13 protein-coding genes and 1 pseudogene are annotated in these 14,916 nt (G+C 73.4%); 9 read left to right on the forward strand and 5 right to left on the reverse strand.

Annotated features, from left to right (window positions below):
• A partial coding sequence (locus HCJ93_RS28490; protein ID WP_507202910.1) for an ATP-binding protein occupies positions 1–1,775 on the reverse strand: 1,775 nt, incomplete at its 3' end.
• A gap of 122 nt (positions 1,776–1,897) precedes the next feature.
• On the opposite strand from HCJ93_RS28490, the gene HCJ93_RS28495 reads away from it, so the two are divergent.
• Together HCJ93_RS28495 and HCJ93_RS28500 are read left to right on the forward strand one after the other, a co-directional pair.
• The gene (locus HCJ93_RS28495; protein ID WP_309141535.1) at positions 1,898–2,203 is read left to right on the forward strand and encodes a CATRA system-associated protein; all 306 of its coding nucleotides are present in this window, start codon (positions 1,898–1,900) and stop codon (positions 2,201–2,203) included.
• The gene (locus HCJ93_RS28500; RefSeq protein ID WP_167998720.1) at positions 2,193–3,749 is read left to right on the forward strand and encodes a CATRA conflict system CASPASE/TPR repeat-associated protein; all 1,557 of its coding nucleotides are present in this window, start codon (positions 2,193–2,195) and stop codon (positions 3,747–3,749) included. The genes HCJ93_RS28495 and HCJ93_RS28500 overlap by 11 nt, the downstream gene beginning before the upstream one ends.
• 18 nt (positions 3,750–3,767) lie before the next feature.
• Here HCJ93_RS28500 and HCJ93_RS28505 read toward each other — a convergent pair whose 3' ends face one another.
• Together HCJ93_RS28505 and HCJ93_RS28510 are read right to left on the reverse strand one after the other, a co-directional pair.
• On the reverse strand, positions 3,768–5,267 hold the full coding sequence (locus HCJ93_RS28505; protein ID WP_167998721.1) for a cellulose-binding domain-containing protein: 1,500 nt from the start codon (positions 5,265–5,267) through the stop codon (positions 3,768–3,770).
• 295 nt (positions 5,268–5,562) lie between these two features.
• Positions 5,563–6,906 carry a radical SAM protein gene (locus tag HCJ93_RS28510; RefSeq protein ID WP_167998722.1) on the reverse strand — a complete coding sequence of 448 codons (1,344 nt, stop codon included), beginning with the start codon at positions 6,904–6,906 and terminating at the stop codon, positions 5,563–5,565.
• Positions 6,907–7,012: 106 nt separating this feature from the next.
• Here HCJ93_RS28510 and HCJ93_RS28515 point away from each other — a divergent pair, with 106 nt between their 5' ends.
• Both HCJ93_RS28515 and HCJ93_RS28520 read left to right on the forward strand, forming a co-directional pair.
• Positions 7,013–8,272 carry an FAD-binding protein gene (locus tag HCJ93_RS28515; RefSeq protein ID WP_167998723.1) on the forward strand — a complete coding sequence of 420 codons (1,260 nt, stop codon included), beginning with the start codon at positions 7,013–7,015 and terminating at the stop codon, positions 8,270–8,272.
• Between the two features lie 156 nt (positions 8,273–8,428).
• Positions 8,429–9,001 (forward strand): TetR/AcrR family transcriptional regulator, encoded by a 573-nt coding sequence (locus HCJ93_RS28520; protein WP_167998724.1) that lies wholly within the window; start codon positions 8,429–8,431, stop codon positions 8,999–9,001.
• Here the strand turns inward: HCJ93_RS28520 and HCJ93_RS28525 are convergent.
• Positions 8,970–9,785, reverse strand: a complete 816-nt coding sequence (locus HCJ93_RS28525) for an isocitrate lyase/PEP mutase family protein (RefSeq protein WP_167998725.1) — start codon at positions 9,783–9,785, stop codon at positions 8,970–8,972. The genes HCJ93_RS28520 and HCJ93_RS28525 overlap by 32 nt on opposite strands.
• Before the next feature lie 428 nt (positions 9,786–10,213).
• On the opposite strand from HCJ93_RS28525, the gene HCJ93_RS28530 reads away from it, so the two are divergent.
• Together HCJ93_RS28530 and mmuM are read left to right on the forward strand one after the other, a co-directional pair.
• On the forward strand, positions 10,214–11,617 hold the full coding sequence (locus tag HCJ93_RS28530; protein WP_167998726.1) for a DUF2252 domain-containing protein: 1,404 nt from the start codon (positions 10,214–10,216) through the stop codon (positions 11,615–11,617).
• 158 nt (positions 11,618–11,775) lie between these two features.
• Positions 11,776–12,687, forward strand: a complete 912-nt coding sequence (gene mmuM / locus HCJ93_RS28535) for a homocysteine S-methyltransferase (protein ID WP_167998727.1) — start codon at positions 11,776–11,778, stop codon at positions 12,685–12,687.
• On the opposite strand, the pseudogene HCJ93_RS28540 reads toward mmuM, so the two are convergent.
• Positions 12,674–12,995, reverse strand: a pseudogene (locus tag HCJ93_RS28540) (ATP-binding protein). The gene mmuM and the pseudogene HCJ93_RS28540 sit on opposite strands and share 14 nt — an antisense overlap.
• A gap of 312 nt (positions 12,996–13,307) precedes the next feature.
• Here HCJ93_RS28540 and HCJ93_RS29790 point away from each other — a divergent pair.
• From HCJ93_RS29790 to HCJ93_RS28550, 3 genes are all read left to right on the forward strand, one after another.
• Positions 13,308–13,484, forward strand: coding sequence for a Scr1 family TA system antitoxin-like transcriptional regulator (locus HCJ93_RS29790; protein ID WP_309141534.1), 177 nt, complete (start codon positions 13,308–13,310; stop codon positions 13,482–13,484).
• A 112-nt stretch (positions 13,485–13,596) separates the two neighbouring features.
• Positions 13,597–13,836: a DUF397 domain-containing protein gene (locus tag HCJ93_RS28545; protein WP_167998728.1), complete on the forward strand. Its 240-nt coding sequence runs from the start codon at positions 13,597–13,599 to the stop codon at positions 13,834–13,836.
• Between the two features lie 23 nt (positions 13,837–13,859).
• Positions 13,860–14,528 carry a hypothetical protein gene (locus tag HCJ93_RS28550; protein WP_167998729.1) on the forward strand — a complete coding sequence of 223 codons (669 nt, stop codon included), beginning with the start codon at positions 13,860–13,862 and terminating at the stop codon, positions 14,526–14,528.
• The last annotated feature ends 388 nt before the right edge of the window (positions 14,529–14,916 follow it).

A 14,916-nucleotide genomic window follows, 5' to 3' on the forward strand; every position in this document is an offset into this window, starting at 1 on the left:
TCCAGCTCCCACCGGCTGTACAGAGCCAGAGCCAGATTGCGCCGGGCGAGCCGTCCGACGGCGGTGGCCACCGATGTCAGACGTACCGCGTGCCTCAGTGCCTGCTCCGCCTCGCGCAATTGTGCGCCGTCCTGCATGGCCGCCCCGGCCTCCCGGAGCACCGTGCCGAGGTTGTGCCGCAGGACGGCCTCGTCGTCGGGATGGACGTGGTCACTGCCGAGTGCTTCGCGCAGGAGCTGCTCGGCCGCGTGGACATCCTCGCGGCGTCTCTTCGCCGCCAGTACCAGGGCGTGGTTGGAGACGCGTACGGCCCAGCCCGGTGCCATGCCCGGGTCGCGGGCGAGCAGGACGCCGCGTTCCGTGTGCACCCGTGCCCGCCTGTAGTCCTCGGCGTCGCCGTTGCGTTCGTACCGCAGGCGCAGCAGATCGCCCATGGCCGAGTGAAGAGCGGGAGTCTCCTGCCCCGCCTGCGGCTCAGGACACACCTGCAGGGCTCGCTCCAGCTGCTGGACGGCAGGGGTCAGATGATCCTCGTAGGGCTCCACCTCCTGCAGGGCCCGGTGGACCAGGCTCAGCCGCTGCCTGACCAGCCACTCGTTCCCCGTGCCGGTCAGGCCTTCCAGGGCCTGCCGGTACAAGCCGAGGATCTCCCGCAGGGACGCCGCGTCCCTGTTCCCGCCGAACTGGTGGTGGACGTCGGCGACCAGGAACACGTGCAGTGCGTGGTCTGCGGAACCCGGTTCGGACGGCGTTCCGGCCAGGGACTCCTGCGCCAGCCGGCAGGCCCATGCCCGGCTCTGCCGATCGAGCTGGTGGCGCTGGGCGATCAGGACGAGCAGCGTGCCGAGGTACCACTGGTAGTCACACCGAGCCCGGCCCGTCACGCCCATCTCCAGCGCCGCCGCCAGATCTGCGCGCGCGCCGTGGGCGTCCTCGAGCCGGCCGAGCAGCCGGTACCGGGTGACGCGCAGAACACCTCGCCGGGCGATCGGCCGGACCGGGTTGTCCGGTCCGCCTTCACAGGCACGTGCCCAGCAGGTCAGCAACCGGAGGGCCTGCCGGCAGTCGGGGTCGCTGTAGTGGGTCTCGTAGCGCTCCTGCAGGTACTTGCTCCGGAGATCGACGCACCGGATCCAGGTGTCGGTCCTGTCGTCCCGGTGGAGGACGAGCGGCCCTCCGAAAGCCTGCCGGGCCTCGTTCAGCAGCCGGGAGCAGGTCTGTTCGTCGTCCTCGAAGGCGGCGAGCTGAGCGGCGGCCAGGAGCACGGCCGTCCGCACGCTCGCCGTCCAGGGCTGGGGGGCGGCCCCGGCGAGGAGGGAGCCGAGCGTGCCGAGACACTCCCTCGCGCGTCGCGCCTCGGCCTGGTCACCGTCGCCGAAGCGCAGAACGTGGTTCTGGAGGATGCTCAGCCAGAGGTCGGCCCGCTGCCGAGGTGACCGGCCCCCGGCACCGGCCGCGAGCTCGTGCAAGAGCTCCGAGGACCGCCGCAGCCGCTCCGGGTCTCCTGCGACCAGCCACAGCTTGCGGTGACATCCCGCCACATCCAGTACGAGCCCGAAGCGCTGAGGGTGCCTTGCGGGGAGGGCGGCCAGCGCCTGTTCGAAGAGCGAGGAGGCGGTGTCGAGGCTGCGCCTGTCCGCGGGGTCGGCTTCCCATGCCTGATCGGCCTCGTGTGCCAGCCGCGCCAGTCTGCTCGCCCTGCTCGTACCGTAATCGGCCCGTAACAGTCTGCCGGCGAGCCCCGCCAGTTGGTCCGTTCCGCGCCCGTCGCTCACGCTTCGCCCCCCCGTCAGAAGCCGCGAGCACGCCCCCGGCAGGGCGGCTGCTCTAATGTGTGGCCGGTGCACGGGAGGCTAGCAAGCGGGAGGCGGGCGTGCGGGGCGAGTTGACGACCCTGGTGGAGGAGTCGCGGGACATACTTCGGGCCATCCCGGACCGCCGGCTTCATCCCTCCGGATGGCAGCGGGTGAGCGACTTGCTCGAGGCCCTGTCGGACGCGCTGGAGCGAGGTGACTGGGGGGCGTTCCGGCGTTCCCTCGGCCTGCTCGAGGACCTGGTGGTCGCCTGGCGTTCGCCCCGGGACCTCCCCGAGGAGACGGACGCTCCGGAGCCGGTCCTCGAGCGGCGTGCCGTGCTCCAGGACCGGCTGGCGGGCCTGGGCCGTCCGGGGGAGGAGTCTTCGGGGACACCGGATGGCCGCTGACCCGCGCTTCGGGCGCGAGGCGTTGCAGCTGCACTACTTCTTCGCCGCCGAGCGGTTCCCGGACGGGGGAAGCCCGCTGCTTCGCGTGCTGTGGGAGACGTGTGCCCAGGCCGGGATGGACGACTTCCCCGGCGGAGGCGATCCGGCTCTGCCGTCCTCCTCCCTCGCGCCGGGACTCGGGTATCTGTCCTTCGGCAGGCGCAGAGACGCCACCCGCATGCGGCAAGCGGTGCTCTACCGCTTGAACGATGTGATCGGGCTGACCGTCATGCTCGCGGCAGAGGAGGGGTTCGGCCGCACCCCTGCCCGCAGTGCGCAGGTCCTGCACGGGCTGGAACGGACCTGGGACACCGCTTGCCGCAGGGCGGCCGGCGTCGTCGGGCACCGCGGTGACGACGACCCCTCCGCTCTGGGCACGGTGCGTGCCTACCGCTCGCTCGTGCGGCCCGGCACGGCCACGCTGCCCGCCGACCTCCCGGTGGTGGGAGAGGCGCTCCAGCGTGAACTGGCCCCGTCCGCCCGGCTGTCCCGCCCGGTGGAACCGGGCGACGGCCTGGCGCTCTGGGAGATCCGCCGGCCGGCCCGGGGCGTGCCGGCCGGCCGTTCGCTGCTGCTCACGGCTCCGGCCGACGATCACCACGAGGGCCTGCTGGACGACTGGTCCTGGACCGCCGCGCAGGACGGTCTCGTGCCGCTCACCCGCTATCTGATCCACGCCGCCGTCCTCCGGGACCAGTACCGGATACGTCTGGAGAGCAGCGAGCAGCTCGATCGGCGTTTGCAGGACCTGAGACGGCAGGGCGACGAACTCACCCGGTCCTGGCAGGAATTGCTGACCGACTCGCTGGAGCGGCCGCGGACCGGACGGCGGGATCTGGTCCGCTGGGAGAGCCTTGCGGTCCGGGCCCAGCGGGTGCTCGCCGAAGAGCGGCTGGCGGGTTCCACTTCGGGCGCGCTGCAGGTCATGGCACGCACGGTGGACGTCGCGGGCACCGGGATGCGTGTGCTGGGCACGGGCGCGGACGGACAGCCGAGGACGCTGGACTCGGACGAGGAGTGCCGTGCGCGGCTGACCGCGGCGCTCGATGACGATCTGGCCTATCTGTCGGTCGCCCGTGAGCAGGTCGCCGAGGCGGCGCGGGTGGCCGCGGAATCGGCTGCCCAGCGGCTGCAGAGCCACCAGCAGCACCTCACCCTGATCCAGACGACGGTGATCGGCGCTCTTCTGATGACGCTGACCGCGGTGCAGGCGCTGGAGTACAGACTGCCCCTGCCCGGACGGCTGCACGCCCCGCTGATCACCACGCTCGGATCTCTGGGGCTCGGTCTGCCCCTCCTCGTGCTGCGACGGTGGCGCGCCGGTGCGGGCGGCCGGCTGAGCAGCTTCCTGGAACTGTTCTCGATGATCGCCATGGGCGCGGCCGTCGGGTGGCTCGTGGGCAGCGCGGTCGGGCACACGGCACCCGCGGTGGTGGCCGGTGCGGTCCTGTCCGGCGCGGCCGGATGGTGGATGACGCGGAGGCCGGACCGGCCCGCGCCGGCTTGAACCGAGTCGTCCGGTCCGTCACCGAACCGGCTCGCACGGCCGGCCGTTCAGCGCGAAGCCCGCCGGCGGGTTGTTGCTGCCGTTCCACGCTCCGATGAAGCCGAAGGCGATCTTCCCGCCGGCGGGGACGGAGCTGTTGTAGTGGGGGGCCGTGGCCGTGACGTGGCCGTCGCGCTGGACGACTCCGGCGTCCCACATCTGCCGGATGCGCTGGCCGTCGCGGAAGGTGAAGTCGACGCGCCAGGAGTCGACGGGGACGCGGGTGACGACCGTGACCTCGGCCTGGAAGCCGTCGGGCCACTGGTGGACCAGGTCGTACTCGGCCCGGCAGGCGGCGGGACCGGCGTCGCCGGTCGCACCGGGTGCGGAGGTGGCGGAGGAGGTGCCCTGGGGTTCGGGCTCGGGGTCGTGGTCCTCCGGGGACGCGGTCACGCTGCGGCTGGGGGCCGGTGTGCCGGTACGGGGCGCCGAGGGGCGGGGGTTGGTGGCGGCGGTGGTCGACGAGGCCTCGGGGGTGCCGGGCGGCAGCGAGACGCCGGGGCCGGACACGGGGTGTTCCCCTGACCTGGACTGGGCGAGGCGTTCGCCCGCCGGGTCGCCGCCGAAGGGCATCAGGGTGACGGCGAGGGCCAGGGCGGAGACCAGGAGCGCGGCGCCGAGCAGTCCGCCCCGGGCGAGGAGCCTGCGGTCGGAGGAGGTCTCGTCGTGGTCGGCGCCGGAGGTGTGCGGGGCGTCGAGTCGTGCGTCGGCCGCCCGGCGGCGGCGCTCCAGGTAGGCGGGGCCGCCCCAGCCGAGGACGCCCTCGGCGAGGGCCCCGGCCGGTCCTGCCGGGGTGGTGCTCAGGCAGGCGGCGGCCTCGGCGCAGCGCGGGCAGGAGGCCAGGTGGCGGGTGAGGTCGTCGGGCGTGTCGGCGGCGGGTGAGCGGGTGACGGCGTCGAGGAGCCGGGCGTAGCTGCGGCATTCGGCGTCCGTCGGGGTGTCGAGCTGGGCGCGGTGGCAGCGGTTGCGGAACTGGTCGCGGACACGGTCGAGTTCGGCGGCGGCGGTGTCCGGGTCGAGGCCGAGCCGCCGGGCGGCGACGGGCAGCGGCAGGGCCTCCACGTCGGCGAGCCACAGCAGTTCGGCGTCGGCCTGCGGCAGGTCGCGCAGTCCGCGCAGGGCGAGCGGCCGGGTGAGGGGCGGGCCGGTGTAGCGGGCGGCCTGCTCGGAGGCGAGCCACTGGCGCAGGCCGGGGTCGAGCCGGTCGCCCTGGGCGGTGTCCGCCCAGTCGGCCGCGGTGGTGCGGACGGCGGTCAGCAGCAGGGCGAGGCGCGGGAGGCGGGCGGAGCGGCGGCTGCGGGCCGTGCCGGTCTCGGCGGCGCGGATCTCACGGACGCCGCGGGCGAAGGCCTCGTGGGCGAGCTGTGCGGCGGCGGAGGGTCCGGTGGTGCACAGCTCGGCGTAGGACAGCACCGCGTCCCAGTACTCGGAGAACAGCGCCTTCTCGGCGTCGTCCTGAGGGGTCGGCAGGTCGGGCATGGGTCTCCTGCATCTGCGGTCCGCGCTTTCGAGCCCAACTCGCCGCATCGGTGGCCAAGTTGGACAACCTGGGGCGGTGGCCGCCGAGCCTTTCACGTTGCCGGCACACCTGACAAGCGCCGGCCGCGGTGCGGGCGCGGCGGCGCAAGCGAACCCCTCACGGGACCATACGCAAGGAAGGCCGGAACGTCTCGGTTCCGGCCTTCACTCATTCCTCAGAATTTGCTGAGGAATCAGAACTCCCTGATGAATCAGGCGGATCGCACCGCGGCGCCGGGGGCGCGCACGGAGCGCCTCACGCCTGGGCGTGCGCCTCCGCCGTGTCCCCGGTGGTCTCCTCGGCGGGCAGGCTGTCCATGAAGGAGCTGACGGAGAACACCGCGCGGCCGGGTCCGGGCGGGCCGTAGCCGGGGGGCGAGGTCAGGCCGAAGTCCTCCATGGTCTGCCGGTAGGCCTGGAGCAGCCGGATGTGGTACTCCAGCGGCGCCCCCTGCGGGTTGGCCTTGCCGAGCGGGGTGGTCGGCTCCGGGCACCAGGTGGTGAAGCGGGGCGTGATGCCGTGCGACATGAAGAAGCGCAGGCCCTCGGTGGTGGAGGCGATGGCCTCGTCGACCGTCTTGAAGCCGAAGGGCTCGGCCATCTCCACACCGGCGACGAAGTTCGGGATGACGTTGCGCGCGCCGAAGACGTCGGCGGAGTCGAGGATCCGCTTGTGCCACTCGTCGCGGCCGACGTACCGCTCCTTGCCGGGGCAGTACATCTTGAACAGGTACTCGTCCCACACCTCGTAGTTGGGGTGGTAGATCTGCACGCCGTAGTCCTTGAAGCGCTGCACGTCGGCCTTGGGCAGCGCCTGGGCGACGACCTTGCCGATCCAGCGGCCGGGGAAGCGCTCCTCGATGGCCTTGGCGTAGTGGCCGTAGAAGTCGGCCTCGTCGCGGCCGGCGACCTTGGAGGTGATGGCGCCGCCGGTGAGGGTGTAGGCGGTGGAGGCCCTGGCGGTGTCGTAGCGGTCGATGATCTCCAGGGCCTCGAGGATCTCCTCGACGTCCTTGACGCCGGTGTAGGGGCGGCCGGCCGCCTTGTGCTGGCGCCAGTTGTGGTTGATGTCGCAGTACTGGCACTCCTCCTTGGCGCCGAAGTACTGGCAGACGCGGAAGACGGTCAGGTAGATCAGGTAGCCCCACTGGATGGTGGGGGCGACCTCCATGACGGACTTCCCGTTGGACAGGGTGTGCCGGTAGTACTCGGGCATGGGCGGCACGCCGACGTCGGCGATGCGCTTGCCGTCGAGGTAGAGCCCGAGCATGCCGTCCTCGCCGGCGGCGACCCGGTAGGGCGAGGAGGGGTTCACCCGGACGGAGACGACGGTGCGGCGCAGGTCGTAGGGGCCGCCGGTGAGGATGATCTCCTCCGGAGGGCGGCGCAGCGCGGCCTCGCCCAGCTCGGGCAGGGTGCCGTGGTCGAAGGAGAAGATGAAGTAGGACTTCGGCTTGACCTCGCCGCTCTCGTTGTCGCTGAGGGCGGACGGGTCGAAGGCCACGCCGCCGCGGAGCAGGTCCTCCTTGAAGACGGCCTCCCGCGGCACATGCGGGAACCGCTCCATAAGATCTTCGACCAGCTCGGTCCGGCTGCCCATCCCGTCATCTCCTCCCGGTGCGGACGTACGACTCCTCACGGTATGCCCCCTGCGGCTCGGCTTCCCGCGCGGGGGGTCCTCAGACGCGCCGGGTAGGTTCCGCGGTATGACGGACATCACGGTGACCAACTGGGCCGGCAACATCACCTACGCGGCCAAGGCGCTGCACCGGCCGGACTCCCTGCCCGGGCTGCGGGCGGTGGTGGCGGAGAGCGAGCGGCTGCGGGTGCTGGGCAGCGGCCACTCGTTCAACGAGATCGCCGAGCCCGGCGCCGAGGGCGTGCTGCTGTCGCTGGCGGATCTGCCGCCCGAGGTGGACGTGGACACGGCGGCGCGCACGGTGCGGGTGGGCGGCGGCCTCCGGTACGCGCAGCTGGCCCGGCAGGTGCACGCGCGGGGCCTGGCGCTGGCGAACATGGCCTCGCTGCCGCACATCTCGATCGCCGGGTCGGTGGCGACCGGCACGCACGGCTCGGGAGCCGGCAACGGGCCGCTGGCCTCCTCGGTGCGCGAGGTGGAGCTGGTGACGGCGGACGGCTCGACGGTGACCCTGCGGCGGGGCGAGGAGCGGTTCGCGGGCGCGGTGACGGCGCTCGGGGCGCTGGGCGTGGTGACGGCGCTCACCCTCGATCTGGAGCCGGCCTACGAGGTCGAGCAGCACGTCTTCACCGAGCTGCCGCTCGACGCACTGGACGAGGACTCGTTCGAGACGGTGATGACGGCGGCGTACAGCGTGAGCCTGTTCACCGACTGGCGGGCACCCGGCTTCCGGCAGGTGTGGCTGAAGCGCCGCACCGACCAGCCGCTGCCCGACTTCCCGTACGCGGCTCCGGCGGCGGAGAAGATGCACCCGGTCCCGGGCATGCCCGCCGTCAACTGCACCGAGCAGTTCGGGGTGCCGGGACCCTGGCACGAGCGGCTGCCGCACTTCCGTGCCGAGTTCACCCCCAGCAGCGGGGCCGAGCTCCAGTCGGAGTACCTGATGCCGCGCCGGCACGCCCTGGACGCCCTGCGCGCGCTGGACGGGATACGGGAGGTGGTGGCGCCGGTGCTGCAGACCTGCGAGATCCGTCTGGTCGCCGCCGACGACCAGTGGCTGAGCCCGTCCTACGGCCGGGACACCGTGGCCGCGCACTTCACCTGGATCGAGGACGGCACGGCGGTGCTGCCCGTGGTGCGCCGCCTGGAACAGGCCCTGGCCCCCTTCGAGGCCCGCCCCCACTGGGGCAAGGTGTTCACCGTCCCGGCGGCCGGGCTGCGCGCCCTCTACCCCCGCCTGGACGACTTCCGGCGGCTGGCCGAGGACCTGGACCCGGCGGGCAAGTTCCGCAACGCCTTCGTCGGCGAGGTGCTGGCGGCCCGGTGAGGAGAGCCGGAGGGGCGTGGCCGCGGGGGCCGGCCGGAGTGGTCCGGCCTCGGCGGACCACCGCTCACCGGCCTCCCCCGCATCCATTAGGTTGCTCCCTGCACACACGCACGATCTCTCTTCCGGCCCTGTCGTCTCTCCCGATCGGAGGCCCCCTTGCCCCGTGCCGGGCTCAGCACCGACCGTCTGGTCTCGGCCGCGGCCGACCTCGCCGACGAGGCCGGCTTCGACCGGGTCACCCTGTCCGCACTGGCCCGGCGCTTCGGCGTCAAGGACGCGAGCCTGTACGCCCATGTGCGCGGCCTGGACGATCTGCGCACCCGCGTGGCGCTGCTCGCCGCCGGCGAGCTGATCGACCGGATCGCCGAGGCGGTCGACGGGCGCACCGGCAAGGACGCCCTGGCCGCCTTCGCTTGCGCCTATCGCGCCTACGCCCTCACCCACCCCGGCCGCTATGCGGCGACCCAGATCCGCCTGGACCCGTCCCGCATCGCCGGCTCCCCCGCCGTGCGCCGCACCGCCGAGGTCACCTACGGCCTGCTGCGCGACTACGGTCTGCAGGAGCCGGACCTCACCGACGCGGTCCGCCTGCTGCGCTCCGCCTTCCACGGCTTCTGCGCCCTGGAGGCCACCGGCTCCTTCGCGGCTCCCCGGGACCTGGAGGCGTCCTGGAACCAGGCGATCGAGGCCCTGCACATCACCCTGACGAACTGGCCCCGGGCGAGCTGAGCCGCTGGATCTCCGCGTACGAGGGCGTCGTGCCCTGCGGTGTGCGGCCCGAACGGACGGCGGTGGCCGCCTCCAGGGCCGCCCCGAGGGCCCGCCGGTAGAGGAGCGAGCCCAGGCTGACGCGTCCGACGCCCAGCTCCGCCAGGTGCTGCACCGAGAGGCCCTCGGGTGTGTGCAGGACGTTGAGCGGGACGTCCAGCTGCCGGACGAGGCGGGTGATCTCCTCCGGGTCGGTGATTCCCGGAACGAACACGCCGTGCGCGCCTGCCTCCTGATAGGCCATCAGGCGGCTCAGGGTCTCGTCCGGGTCGCCGCCGCCGAGCCAGTGGGTGTCGGTGCGGGCGTTGACGAACAGGTCGGGCGCGGCGGCACGGACGGCCTCGATCTTGGCGGCGTGCCGGTCGGCGGGGCCGAGCCCGTCCTCCAGGTTGATGCCGACGGCGCCCGCCGCGGCCAGTTCGCGGGCGAACTCGGCCACCTCGTCAGGATCGTCGCTGAATCCGTCCTCGGCGTCCACGGAGAGCAGGAACGGCTCGGAGCCGAGGGTGAGGGCGAGGCGGAGCGTCTGCTCGCGGGTGTGGCCCGCCCCGTCGGTCACTCCGTCCGCCGCGGCGACGGCGAGGCTGGTGGTGCCGATGGCGGGGAAGGCGTGCGCGGCGAGGATCGCGGCGGAGGCGTGGTCCCAGGCGTTGGGCAGCAGCAGGGGCCGGCCCGGCCGGTGCAGCGCGGCGAAGGCGGCGGACGCAGATGCGGCAGGCGGGGTGCGAGGCGTGCTGTGGCTCATGCGGTCACGCTAGGAGCGGGACGCTTCGGCACCGGCCGAAGCGTCCTGAGCACAGGCCTGGGGCACCCCGGTTCCGGTCGGGGTGCCCCAGGGTTTCATCCCACCCCGTTTCGGGGCCTGGCGCCAGAGGCCGTGAGCGGTCGGACCGGTCGGGGACGGAAAGGGGCACATCGCGTCACCCTCCGGCGGCCCGACTCCGTAGGTGCGGCGGCGCCGAGGCCGGCCGGCCACGACCTGCACGGAGGGCCGATGTCAGCGTGGGCCCGGCACGGTACCCGCTGCCTCACCCGGCACGGGTGACACAGGGGCCCGCCGTCCGGCCCGCTCCGGCCGCCGCACCGCCCACGGCAGGTGATCCGGCGCCCCGACAGGCGCGACGGGCGGGGATACAGTGAGATGGAGGGACACCCTCCAGGTGGGAGGCGGCGATGGCCGTGCCCGGTTCGCTCAGTGCTTCCCTGACCCCTGCCGAGCGGGCGGCGCACGGCCGCAAGGCCCGCAACCGCGCCCCGCGGTCGGCCCACGGCTGGTACGAGGCGGCCCAGGACCGGCCCGACCCCGTCGAGCTGATCAAAGGGCAGTCGGCGACCCGGCTGTCCGGCCTGGTCCCCCTCCGCTACGGCCGGATGCTGGAATCCCCGTTCCGCTTCTACCGGGGCGCCGCAGCCGTAATGGCCTCGGATCTCGCGCCGCTGCCCGGCACCGGTCTGACGGTGCAGCTGTGCGGGGACGCCCATCTGCTCAACTTCCGGCTGCTGGCCTCCCCGGAGCGGCACCTGATCTTCGACATCGACGACTTCGACGAGACCCTTCCCGGCCCCTTCGAGTGGGACGTCAAACGGCTCGCCGCCAGCTTCGCCATCGCGGGCCGCGCCAAGGGCTTCTCGGCCGCCGAGCAGGACGACGTGGTCTCCGCCTGCGTGAGGGCGTACCGGCGGCGGATCCGGGAGCTGGCCGGCATGCGGATCCTCGACATCTGGTACGCGCAGGACGACGCCGGCCATCTGCGGGAGCTGCTCGCCTCCTCGCACAACCGTGAGGCCGCCCGGCGGGCCGACGAGGCCGCCGCACGCGCCCGCACCCGCACCCACCTGCGGGCCTTCAGAAAGCTGACCCGGGTCACGGCGGACGGCCGCCGCATCACGCCGGACCCGCCGCTGATCACCCCGCTGCGCGATCTGCTGGAGGAACCCGCGACCGAGGCGAAGGCGCTGCACGAAATCCTGGAGACCTACGCACGCTCGCTGTCCTCGGAGCGCCGGCATCTGCTGCGCCGCTACCACCTGGTCGACGCGGCCCGGAAGGTCGTCGGGGTCGGCAGCGTCGGCACGCGCTGCTGGATCGTGCTGCTGCTCGGCCGGGACGACGACGATCCGCTGCTGCTGCAGGCCAAGGAGGCGCAGGAGTCGGTGCTGTCGCCGTACACCGGCGGCGACCGCTGGACGAATCAGGGCCGCCGGGTGGTGGCGGGCCAGCGGCTGATCCAGACCACCAGCGACATCCTGCTGGGCTGGACCCACGCCGTCGGCCTGGACGGCCGCCCCCGCGACTTCTACGTGCGGCAGCTGCGCGACTGGAAGGGCATCGCCCGCCCCGAGACCATGGATCCCGGCCTGCTGCGCCTGTTCGCGATGGTGTGCGGGGCCTGTCTGGCGCGGGCGCACGCCCGGTCCGGCGACCCCGTCGCCATCGCCGCGTATCTGGGCGGCAGCGACCGCTTCGACCGGGCGCTCACCCTGTTCGCCCAGGCGTACGCCGACCAGAACGAGCGGGACCACGAGGCTCTGGGCGCGGCCGTCCGCGCGGGCCGGGTGCGCGCCGAGCACGCGTGACGGAGGACGCACTCACCCGCGCGCGCCGGGTTCCGGGACGACGTTGACCAGCGCGTCCGAGAGGTCCGGCGAGGCGGATCTCATGGTTCACGCGAGGATCCGCGGCCGCCGGCCCGCCCGCGCCGCCCGGTGTCCCGCCGTCCGTTACCGTCGGCCGTATGCACCAGGTTCGCGACCTCGCCGAAGCGCTCGCGTCCGGCACGCTCGTCCTCGACGGCGGCATGTCCAACCAGCTCGCCGCCGCGGGCCACGACCTCTCCGACGAGCTGTGGTCCGCCCGGCTGCTGACCGACGCCCCCGAGGCGATCACCGAGGCGCACCTCGCCTACTTCGAGGCGGGCGCCGATGTGGCGATCACGGCCAGCTACCAGGCGACCTTCGAGGGCTTCGCCCGGCGCGGCATCGACCGCGACCGGGCGGCCGGGCTGCTGGCCCTGAGCGTGGAGTCGGCCCGCGAGGCCGCCCGCCTCGCCCGGGCCTCCCGCCCCCTGTGGGTGGCCGCCTCGATCGGCCCTTACGGGGCGATGCTGGCGGACGGCTCCGAGTACCGGGGCCGCTACGGCCTGACCGTCGCCGAGCTGGAGCGCTTCCACCGCCCCCGCATGGAGGCCCTGGCCGCGGCCCGCCCCGACGTCCTGGCCCTGGAGACCGTGCCCGACACCGACGAGGCCGAGGCGCTGCTGCGCGCCCTGCGCGGCCTCGGCGTCCCCGCCTGGCTGTCCTACTCCGCGGCCGGCGACCGCACCCGGGCGGGCCAGCGGCTGGAGGACGCCTTCGCCCTGGCGGCCGGGGCGGACGAGGTGATCGCCGTGGGCGTCAACTGCTGCACCCCCGAGGACGCGGACCACGCGGTGGCGCTCGCCGCGCGCGTCACCGGCAAGCCGGTCGTGGTCTACCCCAACAGCGGCGAGCGCTGGGACGCCAGGGCGCGCGGCTGGACCGGCCGCCCCACCTTCAGCACGGCCCGGGTGACCCGGTGGCAGGAGTCCGGGGCACGGCTGATCGGCGGCTGCTGCCGGGTGGGCCCGGAGACGATCAGGTCCGTCGCCGAGGTGATCAGGGCGGCGTAGCGGACTCGCACCACACGATCTTGCCGGGGGTGCCGCTCCCCCACACCCACTCGTCCGCCAGCTTGTCCCGCAGCTCCGCCACCAACAGCAGACCTCGCCCGCCCGCCTCCGGGCACCCCTCCCCCGGCTCCCGCACCGCCGGTACGCCGCCCCCGCTGTCGTGCACCTCGCCCCGCAGGACACCGCCGCTGTCGCCGTGGGCCGGCAGCCGCAGCAGGAAGCCCCCGGACCGGCGGTACCCCGTGCAGCAGGGCGTTGGTGACCAGTTCACTGACGCGCAGCAGCACATCGTCCGGGCGTCCGCGCACGACGTACGGCTCCGGGTGGGGAGTTCGGACCGCATGAGCACACGCAAGAACGCCTCGGCGATGAAGACGGTCGGGGCCCTCCTCGCTCTCCGGCGCCAGGCCGGCCGGTCACACCCAGAGGTCGCTGGGCGAGAAGTTCGGCCTCAGCGGCAGCAGGCGGCGTCGGTCGATGGAGGACAGGCGCCCGCTGCAGCCGGATGTCGCCGAGAAGCTCGACGAATTCCTCGGCACGAAGGGGGCGTTGTCCGTTGCGGTGAGCCGGCTTCGTGATCTGGGAAGCAGCACCCTCGTGACCGCCTGGGTGGGGACGCGGTGCGCCACGAGCAGCTGAGACACCTGCGCGAGTCCGCCGGTGTACCCTCGATCCCCTTGCCGGTGTGGCCCTTGGGCCGCACCACGCATGCCTGGCCGGCCGGCCCGTCCATTCTCTTGGCGACCCCCGGGTATCAACGGCTCGCGTGCGCCGAAAACCTCGCGGGAGCCAGCTGATTGCCGACCCGGACGGGGTGGCGATCCTCACCCGGGAGTATGCGATGCTGCGAACGCAGGCCCTCGACGTCGAGGACACGACGTGCCTGCTGGACCGACTTCTGGGAGAGCGATGAGGGGCAGCACCGCACTGGAGTGGTTCACGTCCGTCCACAGCGGCGACGACGACGGCGCCTGCGCCGAAGTCGCCTGCGACTGGCGCAAGTCCGGCCACAGCAGCGGCGAAGGCGGCGGATGCCTCGAAGTCGCCGCTCACCCCAGCGCCATCCACATCCGCGACTCCAAGACTCCGGGCGCTCCTCACCACATCGTCACGCCGGGGGCCTGGGCCGCGTTTCTGCCGGTGCTCTGACGAGGACGCGAGGGGAGCTGGTCATGCCACGGCCGTGCTGGTTCTGCGAAGTCGACACCCCCGCGTCGAAGCATGACCGGGTCCTGGGCCTGCAGAGGGACGAGGAGGTCGGCCTGACCCCCTTGGTCGTCGTCCTGCGCCACACCTGGAAGCAGACGGCCGTGACCGTACCGCGCTGCGCCCGTTGTCACACCGGTCACCAGATCGAGCGCACGGCGGGGATACTCGCCCTGGCCGCGCCGATCGCCTACGCCGCCAGCGGTCAGCTCGACCGCCTCGTCGGCCTCCAGGACGCGACCGGCCCGCAGCGGACCGTCGCGGTGATCTGGGCGGTCGTGGCCTGCCTGCCGCTCCTGGTCTGGATCGCGATACGGCAGGGCCGGCTGCCCTGGTCGCGGCTCGCGCCCCGCCGCATGGGCCATGCCCGCCACCACCCGGAGTACGTCCAGCTCCGGGAGGAGGGCTGGAAGCCCAGTTCCGGTCCCTTCCCGCACCCGCTGGGTCCCCTGCCCCAGCCGAAGCTGTCACGGTTCCGGCGGCTGACCGGAGGTGTCCTGTACCTGGTGGGCGCGGCCTGCGGCGTGACCGTCCCCATCGCCTACTTCCAGGGCTACGAGGAAGTGGCCGGCGCCTGCATCATCGCGACGGGGGCGCTGATCACTCTGGCCTCGAAGATCAGGTTCGAGGACTGACCACCGGTCTCAAAGAAGTCCGCGGCGGTCAGCCCGTCCGGGTGACCCTTCCGCCACTGCACCAGTTCGATCCGGTGGCCGCCGGACCGGTTCGAGCGAGGCCGCCGGTCCGCCGGCGCGACGGCCGGCAGAGCCATGCGGCTGCCGTCGCCGGGGCCGGCCCGGCCCGGTTCGGCGTCGCCCAGGGCGGTGCAGAAGCCGAGCGAGCGGTCCGGGCCGGTGACGCGGAAGGCGGCGAACAGCGTCTTGAGGTCCCCTCCGAGCGGCCCGCCCCGGGCGGCGGGCGATGCCGGCGGCGTCCGGTGGGCCGGCCTGCCGCGGGTGCGGTCGCGAAGAACGATGAGTTTCGCTCGCGTCCGCAGTCACTCCGCACACGGACACACCGCGG

It is taken from the genome of Streptomyces composti, assembly GCF_012034205.1.
Taxonomy (GTDB): domain Bacteria; phylum Actinomycetota; class Actinomycetes; order Streptomycetales; family Streptomycetaceae; genus Streptomyces; species Streptomyces composti.

Coding starts and splice junctions, on each gene's coding strand:
- HCJ93_RS28525 (WP_167998725.1), bottom strand. CDS start 9,785: ATGAGCCACAGCACGCCTCGCACCCCGCCTGCCGCATCTGCGTCCGCC.
- HCJ93_RS28545 (WP_167998728.1), top strand. CDS start 13,597: ATGAGGGGCAGCACCGCACTGGAGTGGTTCACGTCCGTCCACAGCGGC.
- HCJ93_RS28505 (WP_167998721.1), bottom strand. CDS start 5,267: ATGCCCGACCTGCCGACCCCTCAGGACGACGCCGAGAAGGCGCTGTTC.
- HCJ93_RS28500 (WP_167998720.1), top strand. CDS start 2,193: ATGGCCGCTGACCCGCGCTTCGGGCGCGAGGCGTTGCAGCTGCACTAC.
- HCJ93_RS28530 (WP_167998726.1), top strand. CDS start 10,214: ATGGCCGTGCCCGGTTCGCTCAGTGCTTCCCTGACCCCTGCCGAGCGG.
- mmuM (WP_167998727.1), top strand. CDS start 11,776: ATGCACCAGGTTCGCGACCTCGCCGAAGCGCTCGCGTCCGGCACGCTC.
- HCJ93_RS28510 (WP_167998722.1), bottom strand. CDS start 6,906: ATGGGCAGCCGGACCGAGCTGGTCGAAGATCTTATGGAGCGGTTCCCG.
- HCJ93_RS28550 (WP_167998729.1), top strand. CDS start 13,860: ATGCCACGGCCGTGCTGGTTCTGCGAAGTCGACACCCCCGCGTCGAAG.
- HCJ93_RS28515 (WP_167998723.1), top strand. CDS start 7,013: ATGACGGACATCACGGTGACCAACTGGGCCGGCAACATCACCTACGCG.